Below are 21,791 nucleotides of genomic sequence, written 5' to 3' on the forward strand. Positions count from 1 at the left end.
AACCACTATTATTCTCAAATTTGAATCAATTTGAACAGGTTACAGATTTTTTTTCTATCTAAATCAGTATTCCAAACAAATTCTAACTGTATTTCTTTATAAATGCCAAAACTTCTGGAAACACATCCAAGTAAGCATTCTTACCCATAAACACATCATTATGTGAATAGTCAGGAATAACAAACTTTTCATAGTTAACAGAAGGGAAGAACCTATCCAGTAACTTAGCATACTCCTGAATAGCATCATGCCAGCACCGGTTATCCTTTCCAGTCATCAATAACATAGGTGTTTTGATGTTTTCTACTTGGTCAAGATAGTTCTCAGATGCATCTGTATTCACCACAGCCTGATGCTGTAACATCTTCTGGAAATGTCTAAAATAAGAAGAAGACACAGCTCCAAAATACTCCTCCAAGCGCTCATGGGTTTCTTTCGGCAAATGCTTGTGCTTGAATATCGTAGATTCATGTCCGGTACCCCATACAAAGCTCAACATCTTACAAGTTGGATGTTCACACTCATTGCTTCCCAAATTAGCAAGTTGGTGAATCATAAACTGACCATCCTGTGGATTAACCTGATCGGCATTCATCGAAAAATAATCTATATCCAATAGCTTTTCTGCCAACTGAGGTACTGCATACAACTTCGCTGTCGTCAGATTATTCAATTTGGGAAATAAACCAATACTTGTGATTATTGCACTCTTGACATGCTGAATAGTACCTTTTGCCAATGCCATAGAAAGAGTCATTGCTCCAATACAATGTCCTATAATATGCAAGCCGTTTTCAATCTGCTGCTGTATAAACTCCACTGCCAAAGGAATATCCTTAAAGGCTACATCATCTGCACTATCTTCCCTATGTACGTACTTTGTACCATACTCAGCACTTCCTCTCCAGTCCAATAACCATACATCACCTATTCCATGATCTATCATATAACAAGTAAGGTTATACCATTCCCTTCCTGTAAACATTTTAGAACTAGAAGACAACCCATGCAGCATCAATACAGCATCGGTATCTGATGAACGTTGCACCCTTGTCAAGGTCAACTCAACATCGTCGATGGTCATCAATGTATATGTGGTCACTTCTGCGTTCTCAACCTGTCTTATATCAAAATATCTCTTTGTTTCTATCATTTTCTAAACCACTTCTTGACTTGTGAATCAATTACATTTGCCAACACTCCAAACTTCTTCACCGACTTGAATCGCTTTATATACCTGTTAACTAAACTTTCCAACTCAGGAACAGACTTTAGACTCTCGTACACCTCATCCCATGTAATGGTATGGTCACGCAAATACAGGTTGAGGTAATTTTTAGTAGCAAAAAACATTAATGTTCCCATCCACATGACTCTACTTTTAAGCTTGTCATGGTCCGAAACTCCGTGTCTAAACTCCATATTCATCAACTGATCCCTAAACAATTGCTCAAATGGAGTATTGATGGTTCCTACATATCGTACTTCAGGGTTCCCTTCCTCTTCAATGGTAAATAAGATGGTAGACACTTCGTAGAACATATTCGGATAGTTTTTGGAAACTTTATACCCTTTGAACAGGTAGTCTTTTTCCGAACTATAGCATTTGACTTCGTAATTCAGATAAATCAATGAATCTTTCCTTCCTGGACTATACCCTCCAAAAGGAGTAATTTCAAAAAAGCCTTCAGATAGTTTCAATGGCTCCTTACTAATAGCAGGGCAAAGGATCTCTCCCGTCAGGTACACTTTACGATCATTAATTAATGATAAATAGTCCGTTACATGTCCTTTCGTCAAAAAGTGAATCCCATTCCTTTCTTTCTTTCCCTTCTTATAAGCCTCATAGAAATCCTCATCACTAAGTTTTTGTTGTTGAGCGATCAGAGTAACATACCCACTCATATCTTCATCAAACCAAAAAATATTCTTCGAATCAACCTGCTTAGAAAAGCCATCCTTTTCAAGCAACCCCTCTTGAAGATAGACTGTTTTATAGTTCAACAATAATTTCTGGTCAAGTTTCGGGTACCTCAGATTATTGTCTTTAAATAATGCTTTGGTATTTGTCACATCGACTACTGGCGATTGTAGTAATACTTCCATGAAGCTCTTTCGACCATTAGTTCCTTTCAACAATGGAAGGTATTTTCTCAGGCTATCTTCCGGGTGCTCTACAAAATATTCCTGAAGTTTCTCCAACCATTCCTGGTACGGGTATATTTCCAGTGCTTGCCCTCCAAAGTTGGACCACATCTTCATCGTTCCTACAGAGAGGACATTCTCATTCACCAAATTATAGATATTTCCAGCATAACTTCCCTTATTCAAGATCAAGGAGATTCCATAGGAAATAAAGTTAACCGGAAGGAAATCCATGGGTCGCATTTCTGGAGCAAAGCCATGTCGGTAACCTCCAGACATTAGATGAACAAACAAGTCTAAAGCGTTAATAACTTCCGTGTCTGTATTTCCTGCAATCGTACCTAGTCGGATAACTTGCGCCTTGACATTTCGTTCAACTGCTCTAGCAATCATCTTCTCAGCAACCCACTTGGTTTTCTGATAACCCGTAATCAGTAAACTCGGATTTCCTGTGGCAAACGTCTCTTCAAAAGAGTTTAGTGATAGGTTTTCTTCCTGATGAAAAACACCTACCGAAGAGATATACGTCAATGTCTTCTCCTTCTCTGCTACCGTCAATTTCAATAGCCAACGTGTACTTTCCACATTCGCCTGCTTTTGATTCTCATAGGTCTCAAAGAAGTTTACACTTGCCCCACAATGTAATATTCTTGATACAGAGGTTGCTAATTCATGCCAAGTCGCTACCGAAAGCCCAAGGTGTTCTTCGGCCAAGTCACTCTTCAAACATACTATTTTCTGCCATTCTAACTCAGAGAAGTCACAGCGGTATTTCGTAGCAGCCTCCCCAAGTCGACGATAAGCATGTTCTTTATTTTCACTTCGAACAAGACAAGTGACTTTTTGAACAGTAGGCGTACGAAGTAATTCTTTCAGTAAATGAATACCTACAAAACCCGTAGCACCTGTTAATAATATATGTTCAGAGGAAATGATTTGCTCGCTGATATTTTTCTGGTATGGAACATCCTGTAGAGACAGCTCTGCATCCTGATACAATTGACTCACCTCACTCTCTAGATAGTCTGGGACAGTGCTGTTTCTTTTCTCAGCCACCAACCTGTTCAATGCATCAAACGTATTATTCTTAAACAAGTCATTAATGCTGATATCTATATTGAACTTCTCATTCAACTCACTTAATAAAAAAACACTTTCCAAGGAGTTCCCTCCATGGTCTGTAAAAGAACTATGAGGGAACAACTCCCTACTATTCGTGGCTTTCAGCCACATTCTCTTGAGTTCCTCATTATAGTCTATTACGGTACTTCTTTCAGTACATTCTTCTTCATTTTTTTGCTTAAACGTTTGGAGTACAGCGGTCACATAGTCTGTTTCTACTTTTTTATTAGTAGATGATTTCGTTTTTTCAATGACGCCATTTTGCTTCTGTTTTTTACTTTCAAAGAACTGACTGCTCTTGGTTTCTAACAGCTCTTGAACATTCAACGTTACTCCTGCCTGACGAACGATAGTCGTTAACTCTTGTCCTGAAACCTGACGCAAGAAGTTTTGGGCTGGTTTATTTCTTTGGGTATCTACCAACGAGAATCCCACCTGTTTCAAGGCATTCTCCTCTGCTATTTCATAAATTTTTTGGCAAATAAACTGCTCCACTCCCCTACCCAAGATCCTACAGCTCAATAATAAGTTTTGAATCAACAAGCAATCATCTTCTATACTAAACAAAACCAACCCTACGATTCCGTACACCCCAAACTTATCCTTTGCACTCATCAGCAAGGCATCAAATACGTTTGCCTCCAGCTTGCTTTTAAGTCCTTCTAGTGTCATTCTTTCCGCTGTCAGGTTAAACTGATTGGTACGTTGAATCAATTGATACGCTCTTTCTATGTTCTCCTTACTGACCGATTCAAAACCCACTTCAAGATGGAGTTGCTTTACATACTCTTCTATAGAGGCGGTATACTGCAAAGCACGTTTTCGTTCATTTTCTTGCTTATAGGTAACTGTTCGATTGAAAAACACCTTCTTTGGCATTCTGTTGATTACCCAATTTTCCTTTGTAAAAAGACGAATATCCTCTTCCTTTTGAGGGAACCTGAGCACTAATACTTCCGGTATACTTTGTTGACACTGCTCCAGCTCAGCAGGATTATCATCTATAAACACAAAAGAATCTGTAGACAGGTTCAGCTCATCGGCAATACTAATAATCGATGAAGCTTTTGTATCCCAGGATATTCGAGCAGTAACGATATGCTCCCTTTTCAATAGCATATCCGGATGCTCATCAAATACCTGCCAAACCTCCTCTTCGTTATTTTTCGAAGAGAGTGTCAATAAATATCCCTGCTCATAACAATCAATTAGCTTTTGCTGAAAAGCCCTATAGACTTCCGGTATTTTAATACCTCCTAATCCATCTTCTCCAATGACTCCTTTCCATAAAGTATTATCACAATCCAAGACCAAGACCTTTGGTTCCGTAGTGGATTTCTCATATTGATATTTTGCTACATGGTAAGCAAATTCCTGATACCCTTTCTCATTATAAGGGATATGAGCCACTGCATTCGTGTACTTATTGAAAAGATCGGGCGTACTATAGCTCTGAAGGTTAGTTAGCACGACTCCATCCAACTGTTTCAATTGATCAATCAATCGATGGGTATACTTTTGAAATAACGGCTCAGCAGACTCTGATGGACATACAATCACCTGATGTTCCATTTGCTTAGTCTCCACAGACTGACTGATAGCCTGAGATAATTCATCACAAACCTGAATCACTTCCACTTCCTGAAGTTCTTCCAAATTTTTATTTCTAAAGAAGTCCTCTATTCTTAGTAAGATGCTGATCGTACTATATTTCCCTACATCAATATTACTGGATAGCAACGTTTGAAAAACCTGATTATAAGGTTGATGCTTAATATTAATATGGAAAGGAGCTTTTTCTGTCAACTGATTAAGGGGTGCATCAATCGGGTCAAGTGTAAAACTACTGGACAGGTATACCTCTGCAGTCTCTTTCTCCTCCTTCAGGTATTCAATTTGAGTATGCTTGCGAGTAACTATTTCAGTCAGAATTGAAATCATCGTTGTCTCAAAGTCTTCAAACTCCTCCCCTGCAAATAAATCGTTGGAGTACTCCAATTTCAAGGATACTCCCTGAGTATTTTTAGTGACAGTAAACCACAGATCAACAGTAGAATGTGTCAGGGCCTCATTGACAGTCGTCATTTCCACTAAAGACGACTTCAGGTTAACTTTTCTTTCTTCAAAGAAATTAAACAATATATTCAATTGAGGGAGTTGCTCTCCCTTGTACTCCTGCTGCAACTTACTAAATGGGAAGTAACGTTTTTTCACCACTCCCCGTACCTCTTTGGCATTGTAAACAAGTAAGTCCTGATACGTAGCTACTTGCGTAAGATTCACATAATAAGGATGAATCTTGGACAAGTAAGCAATTGCCTTAACATACCCTTTTCCTGGTCTCAGGTCTACAGGAAGCCCTAGTACATACTGCCTTTGTGTAGAAAACTTGGAAAGATAAATTTGAGTAGCAGAAAGGAATACTGCTAAAGGGCTTACTTTTAGTTCTTGCGTTAATTTCTCAATACCCAAGAGTAATTGAGGAGAAAGATCATAAGTTTTAGAAGTTAATCTGAACGATCGTTCAAATACTGAAACTTGCTTGCTTGAAAGGGAAAAGGTTTCCAATCCCTTCACTTTTTCATAGATTTCTTCCTTATATTTTTCATAAAACTGCTCTTCAAATTGTGCACTCACAGTAACCGCTTCATAATCACTCTTATCATAAGGAGTATACTCTTGAATATCATTCGACAACAGTGCATTATACCTGTACAAAATTTCCTGTGCGAGATTAATTGACCCTCGGTAATCTCCAATGATATGATGAGAAATCAGCATCCCCACAAAACGCTTGTCTTCTAGCTTTATAAGATAGAACTTCCATGGCAAAGCGTTAAACAAATCAAATGGAGTAGATACATATTTTTGAAAAGCATTGTCCATCTCCTCAGATGGTGACGGAAAGCCCGAAAAATCCTGATAAAACAATGGTATTTCCTCTATCGATACCTCAAGGCTTTTCTTATAGAATATTCCATTTTTCTTTACAAATACTGTTCTCCCAGACTCATGGTTTTGTACCATTTGCCAAACGGCTTTCTGAAACAGATTTACATCAATGAAATCATCGAAAAAAAATTTCTTCCCTACATTTAAGGCAAGGTTAAAAGCTTCAGATTGTTTGCTTAACATCAGAAGCTTCTCTTCATCATAAGTAGTTTGAATCATTATTTGGCAAAAGAAAATTAAAAAATAGACCTGCTACATCACGTCTAGTGGAGTAAATCCCAAGTCTTCTGACGATTTAATACACACTTGATCTACTAGCAATCCAGTCTATAGTTGCTAAAAAATAAAATTGAATATAATACCTTTTTTCACTACCACCTTCATAAGTTTGACCTTTTTCAATATGATGAAATAAGCTTTCACTTATTTCTTCTATGAACTGATTATATTTTCATATGATAATTTTAGGGGATACTTAATTCTTCAAGTATAAAAGTCCTAATGACCCCACGCACATTTCTTCTCTAAATTTATTATGGCGCTGTTTAACGATATTGCCAAGAGTGTTCAGTTCATAGGTAATACCACTATTATGTTCTCTAACGATCAGCACATGATTCATTCTAGAATCTATTTTCTGAACGACCTTTCCTTTTACAAGGACTTTTTCAGCTGGGCCAATATTAGCATTAATGAATTGTATAAATCCAGATGCTATAGGCTTAAAAAACATAAAGTTGATAAATAGTAATAAAGCCATGAATGAAAAGGTTTCTTTGAGAAACCGCCATAGGTAAAACTCTTTTTTCTTAATTGAGGAGCGTAAGCCTGTTATTAGCACGAAAAAAAATACGCTCCCAAACAGATAAAGTCCAACATTCCACGCCCAATCATCGGACTTATTTTCTTCATAGAATATTAACCAAAGGTCATAGGTGGCAAAAAAAAGCACCACGAATAATATCGACAGCACCAATATGATATATCGCATAGGATACTTATTTATAACTTATTGTGTGAATAAATAAACTGGTAATTACTCTACATAACTTTGCTCTCTGACATCATACTTCTTCATGACAATTCCACTTTTACTATAGCGAATAGAGATAACCCAAGAGTTAGCCTCTTTTGATACGTAATCACCTTCATCCAGGTAAATATCATCCCTCATAAAAATCATATGACCCGATTCTGTGTAGTACTCATAGCCCGTATTGACAGCAAATGTAGAGGCTTTACTGGTTACCATTGAGTCTATCTCAGATTGATAAAATTCGTCATAGTTATGATGAAATCTATTGAAATTATAGATCACTAAGGCTAATGCAGATAGAGCGAGAAAGCCTCCTAAAATCTTACCTTGTACACTCTTGAAAAAATCCTCTCCATTCATGTTAATTGACTCATTGAGATGGAACAATTAGATACCCTAAAAAGTGGGTTGGATAAGTAAATGGTTAATACCCTGCCTTAATCGTCTGTATTATTCTATCCTTGATTTATGTACAACCCCTGTCCGAAACTTAAAATCCACCTTCCACCAACTACTGTTATGCTCCGGATAATAGGTAAATTCTTGCCCTCTTACAATAATGCCAATTACCTCTGCTTTTGCAGAAGCTTCTGAACGCAAATTAGTATATCCATCTGGGTCATTGATATACCCTAACTTTTGAGCATTAAGAGAGCATAATACGGTAAAGTACAGTAAGGTGATGAATGTTAGTATTCTCATATAAAAAATCAGTAAATGTCTTACCTTTTGAGCGTGGACGCTCAAACGATGGCAAAGGTCGAAGCGAGGACGCTTCAACCAGTATTTGGGAAGACGCTTCGACCAGTATTTAGTGCTTCGACTAGCCATTCGTTCAACAACTAAACACTATGAACGAGCGAAGCTCACCCTAAACATCATGAACAAAAGATTACACCTTCAACCCCACCACTGTGATGTCGTCTCGCTGCACTTCATTTCCTTGGTAGGTTTTGATAAACTCTTCTAACTGCTTCGATTGCTCTGTCAGTGAGAGGTCTACATGCTCCCGAAGTAAGTCCATAAAACGAGGAGTGCCTACTCTCTTGCCTGTTTCCTCTCCTACCTGATCGATAAAACCGTCCGTAGAGAAGTAAAGGATATCACCTTTTTTCACTTCCAATTTTTCCATACTGAAAGGCTTCTCTTTCTGCCTTCCTCCTATACTTCGGCTAGCCGTTTGTAATCGGACAAGCTTCCCTTCCTGGGCATTATAATGATACAATGGCATCTTTCCTCCGGCATAGGTCAACACCCCTCCATACGCAGTAAACTCATAGATACAAAAGCAGATATCCATCCCATCGGTATTTCCTGAATCGGGTTGTCTGAGTACCCTTTGGATCTCCTCGTTGAGTTTGAGGAGAATTTCTTTGGGATCGGTTAGGTTCCTGTCATTGATCAGTTTGTTTAAAGCATTAGCTCCAAGCATGGACATAATCGCCCCCGGTACACCATGCCCGGTACAATCTGCAAAAGCAAAATACAGTTGCTCCCCTTTGATTGCTCCCCAATAAAAATCACCTGAAACAATATCCTTGGGACGATAAAAAACAGCCACCTCCTCAAAAAATACTTGCAATTGCTCTTTCTTGGGAAGAATCGTTTCCTGAATGGTCTGAGCATAATTCAAGCTAGAAACAATCCAGGTATTCTGTACATCAATTCGCTTATGTGCCTTTTCCAGTACCTTGTTTTGCTCTTCCAAGCTATCTTTCTGTGCGGCTAACTCTTGTTTGTGCTCTTCCAATATGGTCGCCTGATCTTGCAACTCCTTGGTTTGGCTGTCGAGGGTTACGTTCTGCTCATCCAATCGAGCAGCCTGATCAGCCAGCAAGAGCGTACGTTCATCCACAGCTTGCTCCAAGGCTGCTTCTTTCATTCTTAATATTCTTATCCTCCATAGGTATACCCCATAAATCACACTCACAGCGGTCAAGATGACCAACAATCGGAACCATATTGTTTCCCACCAGGCAGGTAATACAACCACTTTTAGTTGAGCCCCTTCCTCATTCCATACGCCATTCCAATTGGCTGCTTTCACTCTAAATGTATAGGTCCCCCAAGGAACATTGGTATAATCTGCCCTAGCAATATCACTAGCAGTCAACCATTCCTCATCAAAGCCTTCCAACATATACTTATAGGTATTCTTCTGGGGATAAATATAGCTTAATGCGGCAAAGTCAATGGAAAAAGAAGACTGTTCTGCCGTTAAGGTCAGTTCTTTCAGGTAAGGCATACTTTTGGAAAGAATATGATCCTCTGCTCCCACTTTCACTTCCTCATGAAATACTCTAAGTCCGGTCAATACAACCTTAGGAGTTGTTTTATCCTCAATCAACCAGCTTGTATAAAACGTATTAAAGCCACCTACGCCTCCAAAGTAGAGTTTTCCGGATTTGGACTTCATATAAGCTCCATACAGAAACTCATTCGTAATCAATCCATCCTTCTCGGTATATACTATAAACTTCTCCTCTTCCGGAATAAATTTAGAAATGCCGTAGGCTGTACTCACCCATAAGTTTCCATCTTTATCCTCCAAAACACCATAAGTATTATTACTGGAAAGGCCGTCCTCTACGGTGTACTTCTTTACAAACGCACCTTTTGTTATATCAAACAACAAGAGTCCCCCTCCATAAGTACTCAACCAAAGCCTTCCCTTGGAGTCTTCATAGACACTGGATATCATATTGGACAGGTTATCAGTCTGAAGGTCTACATTGGGGAAGAAGTGCTTAAATATTCCTTCTTTGGCATCCTCTAATAGCGCTAAACCATAATAGGTACCCACCCACAATCGACCTTTTTGATCCCGCATAATACAAGAAGCACTATTATTCGGAAGATACTTATCTCCCTCTCCTCCTGTATAATTGGTAAATTGTTCTGTTTGAGGATCAAAATGGGATACCCCTCCATTGTTTGTCCCTATCCACAATGTACCATCATGATCTTTGAAGATTGCTCTGACATCATTGGAAGGAAGACTATTGGGCTCGCCTTTTTTATGTTCGTAATGTTTTTCCACACCTGTTTTCAGGTCCATGTAGAATAACCCTTTAGCATATGTTCCTAGCCATACCTTCCCATTACCATCATAGTAGCTACTTAATATGGCTTGATCATCAAGGAAGTTTGCTCCTCGAAGCGGGGTAATCCTACCCTCTTTACTCAAATGATTTAATCCTCCTCCATCAGTACCAACCCAAATATCACCAGTTTCATTTTCAAAGAAAGACAGGGCTAGATCATTGCTCAGGGCTCCTTTATAGGATGCTTTTGCACTATAGTACTCAAAACGAGAAATATAAGGATCGGTATAGTATAACCCTTCTGCTACCGTACCAAACCATAATCGCCCCGAACGGTCTTCTACGATATTGTACACGGCACTTTGCACTTGTGGTATAGGTGTAAAGGTATTCTCTCCTTTGAGTTTTACTCTCAACTCCTCTTGTCCTCCAGCCCATACATTTCCTTCAGTATCCTCGTAGATACTCCATACCGAAGCCCCCTTTCGAGTAGCTTGTGTCCAATGGTAGGTTTTTACCTCTTCGTTGGAAAAGTTTAATACACTCAACCCGCCCTGTGTTCCTACCCACAGCTGTGTTCCATCACGACTCAATCCCAAACTCAGAACATGATCGGAAGGAAGGCCATTGTCCTCTGACAAAAATTGATCAAAATAGCGGGTTTCCTCATTGTACTGCATTAATCCCTTGGTCGTTCCTATCCAAATGCGTCCAGCACTATCCTCCACCATTGCCCGAACGTCTGACCCCAATAGGTTTTTATGACTTTCACTAAAAGAGCGGCTAATCAGCTGATCTTCCATATTCTGCACAAGGTATATCCCTCCATAAGACCCTACCCATAGACGTTTCTTACTATCCATAAAGGTCCCATTGATACGATCTGTATCTAAAAAGTAATGTTGGTCAAATGGGTGAAAAGACATGTGTACTGGATCATAATAGCATAATCCTCCTCCCTCTAAGGTTAAGAGAACTCTCCCATCCTTTGCTGGGTACATATCCAATACCCTATTAGAGGGAATCGACAAACTATCATCAGGGGAATGGGTAAAGGTTTTAAAATGGTTTCCTTCATAACGCAATAACCCTTCATGCGTTCCTACCCACAAAAAACCTATAGAGTCCAGTAGTAAGTCCGAAACGTGATTGTTAGTCAACCCTTCTTCATTGGTGATTTGCTCAAACTGCCATGAATGTAGTTGAGCAAATCCTCGAGAAGTGGGATACAGAAATAGTAGTGCAATAATAGTTTTTAGAAAAAAAATTCTCATAAATCAAAGCTTAAACAGCAAGTCGATTATATCTCCAATCCCACCACCGTGACGTCGTCACGTTGTTCCTCTTCTCCTTTATATTGTTCAAAAATCAATGGCAATGTTTTGTCTAATAATCCGAGGGGTTTATCTACATTGGCCTGTAAAACTGTCAGCAACATTGGTGTCCCCAACTTTTTACCACTCTTTTCGCCCACCTGGTCAATGTACCCATCTGTGTAGAAGAACAAGCGATCTCCATTTTTCAAGGATAGCTCCTGATCTTCAAATACTTTATCACTCTTTTTACCTCCAATGGCTTTTCGCCCGGTAGTTCTTCGGTGCAATATCCCCGTTGCTTTTTCATAATGGAAGAAATTCATTTTCCCTCCAGAGTAACATAGATGATATCCTTCCTCTGTTTTCTCAAAAAAGCATAAACAAATGTCCATACCATCGGTATTTCCCGACTCTGGCTGTCGCAATACCTTCATGGTATTCTCATGAAGGTGTTGTAAGATAATCGATGGACTGGATAGCTTCCACTCACCAACAAAACGGTTGAGGGAATTGGCTTGCAATACAGACATCAAAGCTCCGGGTACTCCATGCCCGGTACAATCTGCCATTGCAAAACATAATTTATCTTCCATCTCCAAAGACCAGTAAAAATCGCCGGATACAATATGTTTTGGGCGGTAGAAAAGGAATGTATCCTTAAAAAACTTCTTGAGGAATGATGGTTTAGGAAGAATTGTTTCCTGAATCGTCTGTGCATAATTCAATCCTGAAACGATCAGTTCATTCTGATGCCCTAGTTTTTGGTTCGCTTCTTCCAGTGCAATATTATGTTTTGCCAACTCATCCCTTTTCACTTCCAACTCCTCATTTTGCTTCAAAAGGTCCTTGGACTGCTCCAACAACAAGGCTGACTGCTGGTCCAATACCTTATTCTTTTGGTCTAACTCTTTGGCTTGCTCCAACAACAAGTCACTTCGCTCCTTAACTCTTTGCTCCAAAATCACCCCTCTTTCCTTAACGCGATTCAATCGCCATCTTAGCAACATAATCATCGCCATTATTCCTATTAGCAAGAGTAAGAGTTTGAACCATAAGGTTTCCCAGTATGCAGGTAGAATAACTACCTCCAAGCTCGCTCCTTTCTCATTCCAGGTATTATCATGATTAGAAGCTTTCACTCGAAATGTGTATTCACCAAAAGGAATATTGGTATACTTCGCTCTTGGGATGGTGGTTCTTACCCAATCTTTATCAAATCCCTCTAATTTATAAAGGTATTGGTTCTTCTCTGTATTGATATAACTCAATGCTGCGAATTCAATCGAAAAAGAAGACTGATCCGATTTCAGGGTAATAGCATCTGTATAAAGCAAAGAAGTATCCAATATACCATACTCATCTCCAACTTGTACTTCATCCTTCCCCACCGTCAAATGGGTCAATGCTACAGGAGGTATATAAGTATTAAAGTATACTCGTTCCGGATAAAAACTATTAAAGCCTTTTACTCCACCAAAGTACATCTTCCCTGAAGATGATTTCATATAAGCCCCATAACGGAACTCATTACTTTGCAAGCCATCCTTTACCTTATAAGAGGTGAAGCTTTCTGTCGAGAGGTCCAACATGGAAATCCCTTGGTTCGTGCTGATCCACAGTTTCCCTGAAGCATCTTCCAATATTCCGTAAACCGTATTATTAGGCAATCCATCTTTCTCTCCATATTGCTTAACAAACTCTCCTTTTTTATGGTCAAACAATAACAATCCCCCTCCATAAGATCCTACCCAAAAATTATTGTGGCTATCAATGAACATACAAGAAAGCATATTTCCAATACGAGGAATATCTAGATCATCCCCCGGAAAATAACGCTTAAATACACCTTTATTTTCATCCGTCATCAATGCCAACCCATAATATGTACTGACCCAAAGTAAGCCTTCCTGATCACGAAGTACTCCTGACACACTATTACTAGGCAATACATCCCAGCGCCCTACCTCTTCTTGAAAGTTCTCAAACGTTTCTTTTTTAGGATCAAAATGAGACAGCCCACCGTTGTTCAAACCTAACCAAAGGGTACCATCGACATCGGGATAAATCACTCTAATATCATTAGACGGTAAGCCTTTTTCTTCTTGCTTCTTATATTGCTTCAGTAGACCTTTCTTTAGATCAATAAAATTTAAGCCATTAGCATACGTCCCTACCCAAGCCTTGTTATTACCCGCATATAAGAAAGAAAGTATCACCTTATCTTCTAAGAATTGTGACCCTTTCTTATGGTGTAGTACCCCATTTTGGTCTATCACATGGATTCCTCCTCCATCAGTCCCTACCCAAACTTGTCTATCCTCATCCTCCATAAAAGACAGCACCACATTATTAGCCAGTGCCCCCTTTCCCTTATCTGTTTGTGTATAAAGCTCAAACCTACTGATAAAAGGATCTGTAAAATAAATCCCCTTGGACACACTCCCTAACCACAATCTTTCTCCTACTCCTTCTATGATTGTGTAAATAGGATTATCAATACTCTTAACAGGCTCAAACTCCTTGCTCCCCTTTCTTAACAGGCTCGCTCCTTCTTGGTGTCCTACCCAAAGGCTCCCCCTCGTATCTTCATAGACTGTCCATATCGTACGTCCTCCTGTTGTTTTAAATACACTTCCCTTCTGTCCAAAATGTCTTATTTCCCCTGATGATATTTGAATCTCAGCCAATCCATTATCTAAGCCTACCCAAAGGACTGACTTTTCTTTATTGGCTGAAAAATGAGTGATATTCCCCATCAGCTGACCCATTTTATCTTTCAGAGTGGTGTACTTCTCAAAGGTCTTTGTGTCCTCCTGATAAGTATAAATCTCCTGAGGGGTAGCAAACCAAAGTCGTCCTTCTGCATCTTCCAGGATAAATCGAATATCCTTTATAGGAGTATTGGCATTATTATCCGAAAAAAAGATCGCCTTGTTTTTTTGATCAAGGTGTTCTATTAAATATACACCACTATAAGCCCCAATCCATATTCTTCCTTTAGCATCTACGAAAGTACAGTTATAACGATCCGATTCATTCAGCATACCGAGTCGGTCATTCAACCAGGTAAAACGCTCTGTTTTTGTATTGTAACGGCTCACCCCTCCTCCTTCTGTACAGATCAACAAATCAGTATTTCCGGCCTTATGCAAATCAATAACCCTATTGGAGCGAAAGCCCCCTTCTTCATTCTCCACCTTGAACACTTCAAAGGAAGTTCCGTCATAACGAAGCAGTCCATCATTCGTTCCAATCCAGAAAAAGCCCTTCTCGTCAAACAGTATATCCGAGATATGATTGTTTGTCAATCCATCTGCCGTTGTCAACTGCCCATAAGCAAGCTGGTCTTCCTGGGCTTGTACAGGAAAGGAAAACAGTAATAAAATGGAAAGAAAAATACTCGGATATCTGTAGTTCACAATCATTTTTATCTTTAGTCAAAAAAGAAATACATTCTACCAAGCAGCATAATGTATTTTCATATGATAAATATTAATAAAAAGTTCTTCCAAATGTAACAATACCATTATTTTTTATAAAAAAATAGCCATTTTCAGGGAGGGTACATTTTTAAATAGACAGTGCATCACTTTGAAGGATAATAGGTACTGTACCAATGGGCGACCAAATGGGGTCGCCCCTACCTTTTACCTTTTACCTTTTACCTTTTACCTTTTAATATGACCTATGTTTTCACTAATCCAAGAATTTGTTCGTTATCTTAATATGATCTAGTGACAAGTGCGTATATGAGCGTATTTTGTCTCATTTTTCGATCAGTATAATTGAAATAACACCAAAAATAGATAATAGGATGATGCAATTACGCCAATTGATAATTAGGAAGCCTTACCTACTTCTAATTCCAATGGTACTTTTTTTAGCAGGTGGCTTTTTGTTATGGTACTCTTTTTTTAAATCAGAAAAAACCTTTGAAAAAAATAGATATGAGATATACACAGACTACGTAGAAGATAACATAAAAATAGATATCCCGTCACACCTTTCTAACCAACAGCAAGTCATCATTGAATTGCCGATTTTGGACTTGGACAAATATGAAACACAAATCATCAATAAGCAGAAGAAAATAAATGCATTGAACCAAAATATCATGCACTTATGGGATGCTCAAAACGAGGGGAAAGATATTGTTATTGAGGTCTTAGAGGAAATGGTAACAGAAGCTGAAAAAATCAAACACAGCTATGAAATCAGTAAAAAAGTAACGGATCTATATCTACAACAAGGAAAGCACTATACAACCGCTCCTGCAGCAGTACAAAGTAAGATCAACCGACTGCGCCTTTATCAGGAACAACATATCCAAAGCTATGAAAACCTAGCGGGTGCTTGTGAGGAGATGTTACTCTATGTCAAGGATGCTTCTGAAGAAGTATTTGACTATAGCAGAGGAGAGTTACTCTATGTGCAATTACAAGAAGCGCAGTCTTTTCTCTTTTCCTCAGCCCAAGAGATTGTGATAAGCATGTACCAGATCGAAAATCTCTACAATCGATTAAGGCCGGAAGAACAACCTTGGTTCAAGAATAATATGGACCCCCTATACATTGCTTTGCAAGATCTTCTATTACAAGACATTATCATTGACAAGGAAGACTTAAAGTTCGCTGAGCAACAAGTGTTATTCAAAAAGGGTACTTCTGTAGCAGGAGAGTATCTCAATGGATTACACCCTGTTTCTCAAGCTCATGTACAGCTCGAAAATATTAAAGAAGAGGTAAAGGAACTCTCGAATAAAAAAGAGCAAGTTTCATCTCTACTACAAGGACGTAGTGTAGAGCTAGTCAAAGATGTTAGAGTTGGTGTAGGACAAACAAAAAAGCTATTGAAAATTACTCAGGACTCTTTAAAGCTCAATGGCCCTGTTAGCTATTGGTACCTGACGCTTTCCCCTCTATCGGAAGGAAATACAACCTTACAGTTTAATGGAAGTATAGCCATCAAGGATCTAAACACACAGGAAACACATTTTTTGAAGACCTTCATCAATAAGGCGATAGTGGTTGAATAGTTGAGGCCACTTGTGTGGCTTGTTGAGCGCTTCGCTGTTGAGATTCACCTTCGGTGAGTTGAGTTCGTTTATGCTAATGGTCTAAACACTAAGCGTTCTGATAGAAATAAAGGTGCTACTTCCAAATGGATAAAGGAGGAAGGAAGAAGGATAAAGGATTACCATCCATAGGTTCCTATTCCTTTATCCTTCTTCCTTAAACCCCTTAAAAGTAGCTCTTAACTATAAGTTTACTTGGCGTTCAGTCCACTGGTGACTTGATTGCTAAAGCATTTAATTTTTAGTGTAAAGTGTAGGGGTGTAAAGTATAGAACTTTAAATTTTACATTCTACACTTCTACACAAAAAAAAGAGCGCAAAGTATTCTTCATCAAGTTTGAATACTTTGCACTCCTAACTCCAGACTCCAGACTAAATTCAGTTGGCAACTATAATCTTACCGTTGACTGGAGCTTTTCCATCGATAGTAATCTGATAGATATATACGCCGCTTTTCACTCTTGCCCCATCATCTCCTATCACATCCCAAGTGAAAGTACTTCTTCCTCCCAAAGTAGTTCCTTGATAGAGTTGTTTTACCTTCCTACCGGTAATATCCATAATAGATACCGACAAGTCTGTTTGTGCCGTTTGTAATGGTAATATCACTTCCAACTGTGTACTGCTTACTGCTGGATTTGGATAAACATTTACCGGCAACATTCCCTTGGCTAATAACTGATCGGCCAACTCTTCACTATTCCCGTAAAGCACGGTATAGGTAGCAGAAGCCGTTACTTGTTGGTATTGCTGTTGCACGCCCATATCGATCACCTTTTGCTGCTGTTCATCCAACAACAATAGTTGTTTTCCTAGAGGCAGTTCAGGCTTATTCCATTTCAGTGTCATTCCATTTCCATCTACTGAGGCAAAACGTACTTTCCATTCCTCTTTATCTGACAATGGAACAATATCCCCAATGACTGCTTCTCCTTCTAGTTCAGCTCTTTCAAAGGTTACTTTTGGAAGATTATCTAACAACATAGGAGCCATTTTAAGGTCTCTACCATCCAATGACTTGGAGGCTTTTTCGTGCATACCCAAGAAGGCTGTTTCATGCCATAGTTCTCCTTGCTTCACGGACATAGAGAGTTTCCATTGCTGTGAAGCCGCAGTTCTGACAAATCCTTCCTCACTATACAGCATCGCTACAGGGTAAATATCTATTTGAACGTCTGAAAAACTTCTGTTTTCCACAAAATACCCTTCAAAAGGAGACATAACACTCCTATTATCTACCCCATAATTCCAAGTCAACAGGTCGTAAGAAATATCATTGATTAACGTTACTCCCAATGCTTCATTGCCATCCTCAAAGGCCCAATCTGCATTCAGATCAATAATTCTACCCCAATTGATCTCATAGTTAAATGGAATAGAGACCATGTTCCACCCTGGCTTAAGCGTCAAGGTAAATGGCTTCATTCCTTGCTCATCCCATTTACCAACACCTGTAGCAGTTTCTGTCGTCATATAAGGGGATGGTAGGTCTGTATAATCACTCATTAAGGCCCAATACGCTTTCCCCGGCTGTATTACGGATGAAGCACTTAGGTCACGATAAGTATTCCCACTCCATTCCACTATTCTCCATCTACTCTTATCAGTCTCTCCCAAGTTAGGGAATAGGTCAGACACTCTCATACGCTTATCTTGCTCCGCAAATGGTATAGAGAAGATGCTATAATCATCCTGATCAAGCCCTATGCCCATAAAGTCTACAAAGTTATATAGTCCTTGGTCATACGTCTGATAACGAAGGTAATAATCCTCCTCAGGGAAGGTCAATACTTGTCCATTGGTCAACTCGATGATAAAGTCATAGTATACTCCAAAATTGGAAGAACCGAAAGTCGTCACCTCGAAACGGCCTCCACCCAATGGAGACATCGTGTAAGTCGAAGGAAGATCTCCCGTAAAGTAATCGTCTGTAGAGATCACATTCAGTTCTACACGTTGTATATTTTCACCCTGAGCAAACTGAATAGCGTAAACATCGTTCACTATATTGTTAGTATTTTCATTCAATTGCTCTGTTTGACTCACATCAATAAGATCTTCCAACACGATAGGCACTGCCCCAGGCTGTAAATCATAATTATAAACCATGCTTACTTCATCACTCAAAAGCGCACGGTCAAAAATTCTTAATTGACCTACGTTACCACCCAAGGCTTTATTGGAATAATAAGCAGTTGCAGTAACCAAATCCTGCCCAACTACGGCAGAGCTTACTCCTAAAACAGTATTATCTGCACCTGTATCAGAATCCAATAGTGATCCATCCAGATAGAAAGAAAGCGTTGTACCGTCTCTTGTTACAGTAATATGGTGATACGCTAAGTCTTCTACAGTATTACCATAAAACCAATAAGGCTGATCATTGATACTTACGACCCATGCATCACCCCCTTCATTATACTCTATATTTAACACATCAGCAACCGAAGCGCTAAAAGCTGAAAACACCGTATTTCCGGAAAAGGCAAACGTATCAAAACGCACCCATGCAGACAAGGTGAAATTTCCATTACCATTTACAACCTCTGCCGGGATTGCTACAGCATCTTGCGCATTATCGCCAATAAATAATTCACTTTCAAGAATATAAGCACCCCCTAAGGAAGTAGCATCATAATCATTTCCACTTCTATCGGTAAAATCTTCTCTAAATGGATAATGTGCCACCAAACCATCAATCAACAACCCTTCTGTCGTCACTTCCTGTGTCGCTGACCAAGCGGTAAAACCATCTCCATCAAAAGCCGTTGCACGCACGTAATATGTAGTCCCCGGCTTCAGGTTATTAACTTGATAAGGAGTAAACGCATTGGATTCATCGAACACTATCGTTGAAAAATCCATTTGATCTGACACCTGTAACCAAATCTTCTGTGCTCCAACCACTTCATCCCAAGAAACCTCAAAACCGTTTTCCGTTACATTGGTAGGCACATTCAATACCGGAGGCTTCACTGCCACAATCTCAGAAGTAGTTCCATTATAGTTTAGGTCATAGCCAAATCCAGACTCATCCGGTGTAGCATAATCATCTCCTCCAAAGTGCGTTGAAGCATTCATCGGCCAGTAACCTACCAATCCTGTCTGTGGTAAGTCTAAGGTAGTCGTTACATTATCCCTAATTTCCTTACTCGTTCGAATATCATCCCATAAACGAATCTCATCTACATAAGCCTCTTCATTTGGCACTGCAAAGAAACTTGAGGAAGGTATTCCGCTCCATTGTGCTGCTGGCACAGAGAGTACCACAACACCATCCATATAAATCGTAAGCATCTTTTTATGGTAAGTAAAAGCAAAGTGATACCAACGATCAGTCTGAAACCCTCCATGCTCACGCATATCAAAAGCATAAAAAAGATCTTTATTTGAAAAACCATTATCCATCCCATCGCCAAGGTATACTTCCATTACCTCCCTTCCATCATCTGCTAGATGGTATTGCAACTTGAAAAAGTCTCCATCTGCCAATACCATCCAATACCCCGTACTTTGTGGCACAAACTGAGGGTTATAAAGCATCTCAAAAGTCATCCCATTCGAGAAAGTAGATCCTGCCCAGGTATCATTACGAAAATCTATACCCTCCCCATATCCTCTATGAGAACTTGGTGTTAACGCAGGCATTGGATTCTGCGCCCACTCCAACATGTAGTTATTGTTCGGTGATATCATAGCACCATCTACTTCTGCTTGACCTGAGATCCAACCATACATGCGAATATGACTTCCATTCGGGGCCACATCAAACGCATAAATACTATCATGGTCCTGCGCTCCAAACTGCTTTATCCACAACAGGTTTCCTGTTGCATTGGAAATTTTAGCCAGGAAGATATCATTATCTCCTTTACTACTCATCGTTACGCCATCCCACGACCAGGCATTTCTAAAGTTTGCTGCAAGAAAGATATTTCCTTGCTGATCAGTGGCCATACGAAGGCCTCCTCCATCATCACCAATCCCACCAACAGACTTTTGGTATACCCATGCATTACTTGATGGATTCCATTTTCCAATAAAAATCTGTACTGCATTACTGGTCGTATAATAATTTGCGACAACCAAAAAGTTACCGTCAGGGCCTCTGGCTATTTGGATATCGTCTGTTTGAACCTCATTAGGGAGAAGCCCTAGATTAGTTCCTTCTGTTAAGGTAGCTGGATCCAGATCAGCTCCTATATTTCCGTCATGACCAGTCAAGTATAACTTTCCTAACGGAGATTGATATACACGTCTCCACCCTGCGTACTGCTGATAAGTCATCAAGTTGAAGTTCGCCTCATCAAACTTACCTATGAAATAATCTCCGTTCGCCGGGTCGATCGTTACTCCATCAACAGAAATCGTCTGAAAAATCCCAAAGGAAAAAATAATATTCCCATCACTGCCTACAGCAATTTGTCTATTAGCCGCTCCCCCTTGTATCGGAAAGTTCTTAAACTTGACAATATTACCTTCTGCATCATAGCGAATAATAAACTGATCACCTTCAGATCCCGTCGTGGAATTGTAAATCGTTCCACCTACATTTAATTGACCTCGGAAATCACCCATCGCTACAATCTCCCCAGTACTTTCATCTACTTCAATTTGCAGAAAAATATAGTGGTCTCCAGCGTTTACTATACTGATTATATCAGTCCTTGCGATCAAAGCGCCTCCCTTATCGTATGTTAATATACCTAAGCCTTCTTCATAATACTCACCTACATATAACTTTCCGTTAGAGGTATAGTTCACTGCTGTCGCAAATTGCTCTCCTTGTTTCACTAAAGGGTAGGTAGGCTCATTAGCCCATAACAAAGCAGGAGCTAGCATCATCAAGCAAGCCAACCATAAGCCTACTAATGAACCGCTCCTCTGATTGGATTGAGCATTCATAAATCTCATTTTAATTGTAGTTTTTAAACGTAAATCAGCTAATCAGAATAATGTAACGTGTGAGTAAACTTAAAAAGCAGCACAAAACACACAACACGTAACATTCAATAAGATACAATAATACTACAAATTAATCATATTTACATTATAAGCAGTGAGCAGTGAGCAGTGAGCAGTGAGCAGTGAGCAGTGAGCAG

9 protein-coding genes are annotated in these 21,791 nt (G+C 39.4%); 1 reads left to right on the plus strand and 8 read right to left on the minus strand.

Features of this window, described 5'->3' with window-relative positions:
• Positions 1-82: 82 nt before the first annotated feature.
• From ABD985_RS05700 to ABD985_RS05730, 7 genes are all read right to left on the minus strand, one after another.
• Positions 83-1,153 (minus strand): alpha/beta hydrolase, encoded by a 1,071-nt coding sequence (locus ABD985_RS05700; protein ID WP_345369943.1) that lies wholly within the window; start codon positions 1,151-1,153, stop codon positions 83-85.
• Complete coding sequence (locus tag ABD985_RS05705) at positions 1,150-6,438, minus strand: thioester reductase domain-containing protein (RefSeq protein WP_345369944.1); 5,289 nt, start codon at positions 6,436-6,438, stop codon at positions 1,150-1,152. The genes ABD985_RS05700 and ABD985_RS05705 overlap by 4 nt, the downstream gene beginning before the upstream one ends.
• 256 nt (positions 6,439-6,694) lie before the next feature.
• Complete coding sequence (locus tag ABD985_RS05710) at positions 6,695-7,210, minus strand: hypothetical protein (protein WP_345369946.1); 516 nt, start codon at positions 7,208-7,210, stop codon at positions 6,695-6,697.
• Positions 7,211-7,255: 45 nt separating this feature from the next.
• A complete protein-coding gene (locus ABD985_RS05715; RefSeq protein ID WP_345369948.1) occupies positions 7,256-7,615 on the minus strand; it encodes a hypothetical protein in 360 nt (119 codons plus the stop codon).
• 90 nt (positions 7,616-7,705) lie between these two features.
• Positions 7,706-7,957 (minus strand): SH3 domain-containing protein, encoded by a 252-nt coding sequence (locus tag ABD985_RS05720; protein WP_345369950.1) that lies wholly within the window; start codon positions 7,955-7,957, stop codon positions 7,706-7,708.
• A 190-nt stretch (positions 7,958-8,147) separates the two neighbouring features.
• On the minus strand, positions 8,148-11,573 hold the full coding sequence (locus ABD985_RS05725) for a two-component regulator propeller domain-containing protein (protein WP_345369951.1): 3,426 nt from the start codon (positions 11,571-11,573) through the stop codon (positions 8,148-8,150).
• A 26-nt stretch (positions 11,574-11,599) separates the two neighbouring features.
• Positions 11,600-15,034: a two-component regulator propeller domain-containing protein gene (locus tag ABD985_RS05730; protein WP_345369953.1), complete on the minus strand. Its 3,435-nt coding sequence runs from the start codon at positions 15,032-15,034 to the stop codon at positions 11,600-11,602.
• 449 nt (positions 15,035-15,483) lie between these two features.
• On the opposite strand from ABD985_RS05730, the gene ABD985_RS05735 reads away from it, so the two are divergent.
• On the plus strand, positions 15,484-16,650 hold the full coding sequence (locus ABD985_RS05735; RefSeq protein ID WP_345369955.1) for a hypothetical protein: 1,167 nt from the start codon (positions 15,484-15,486) through the stop codon (positions 16,648-16,650).
• Between the two features lie 417 nt (positions 16,651-17,067).
• Here the strand turns inward: ABD985_RS05735 and ABD985_RS05740 are convergent, their stop codons facing one another.
• Positions 17,068-21,603 carry a LamG-like jellyroll fold domain-containing protein gene (locus ABD985_RS05740; protein ID WP_345369957.1) on the minus strand — a complete coding sequence of 1,512 codons (4,536 nt, stop codon included), beginning with the start codon at positions 21,601-21,603 and terminating at the stop codon, positions 17,068-17,070.
• Between the last annotated feature and the right edge of the window lie 188 nt (positions 21,604-21,791).

It is taken from the genome of Algivirga pacifica (genome assembly GCF_039543525.1).
GTDB classification, from domain to species: domain Bacteria; phylum Bacteroidota; class Bacteroidia; order Cytophagales; family Flammeovirgaceae; genus Algivirga; species Algivirga pacifica.

Coding starts and splice junctions, on each gene's coding strand:
- ABD985_RS05700 (WP_345369943.1), bottom strand. CDS start 1,153: ATGATAGAAACAAAGAGATATTTTGATATAAGACAGGTTGAGAACGCA.
- ABD985_RS05705 (WP_345369944.1), bottom strand. CDS start 6,438: ATGATTCAAACTACTTATGATGAAGAGAAGCTTCTGATGTTAAGCAAA.
- ABD985_RS05710 (WP_345369946.1), bottom strand. CDS start 7,210: ATGCGATATATCATATTGGTGCTGTCGATATTATTCGTGGTGCTTTTT.
- ABD985_RS05715 (WP_345369948.1), bottom strand. CDS start 7,615: ATGAATGGAGAGGATTTTTTCAAGAGTGTACAAGGTAAGATTTTAGGA.
- ABD985_RS05720 (WP_345369950.1), bottom strand. CDS start 7,957: ATGAGAATACTAACATTCATCACCTTACTGTACTTTACCGTATTATGC.
- ABD985_RS05725 (WP_345369951.1), bottom strand. CDS start 11,573: ATGAGAATTTTTTTTCTAAAAACTATTATTGCACTACTATTTCTGTAT.
- ABD985_RS05735 (WP_345369955.1), top strand. CDS start 15,484: ATGGTACTTTTTTTAGCAGGTGGCTTTTTGTTATGGTACTCTTTTTTT.
- ABD985_RS05740 (WP_345369957.1), bottom strand. CDS start 21,603: ATGAGATTTATGAATGCTCAATCCAATCAGAGGAGCGGTTCATTAGTA.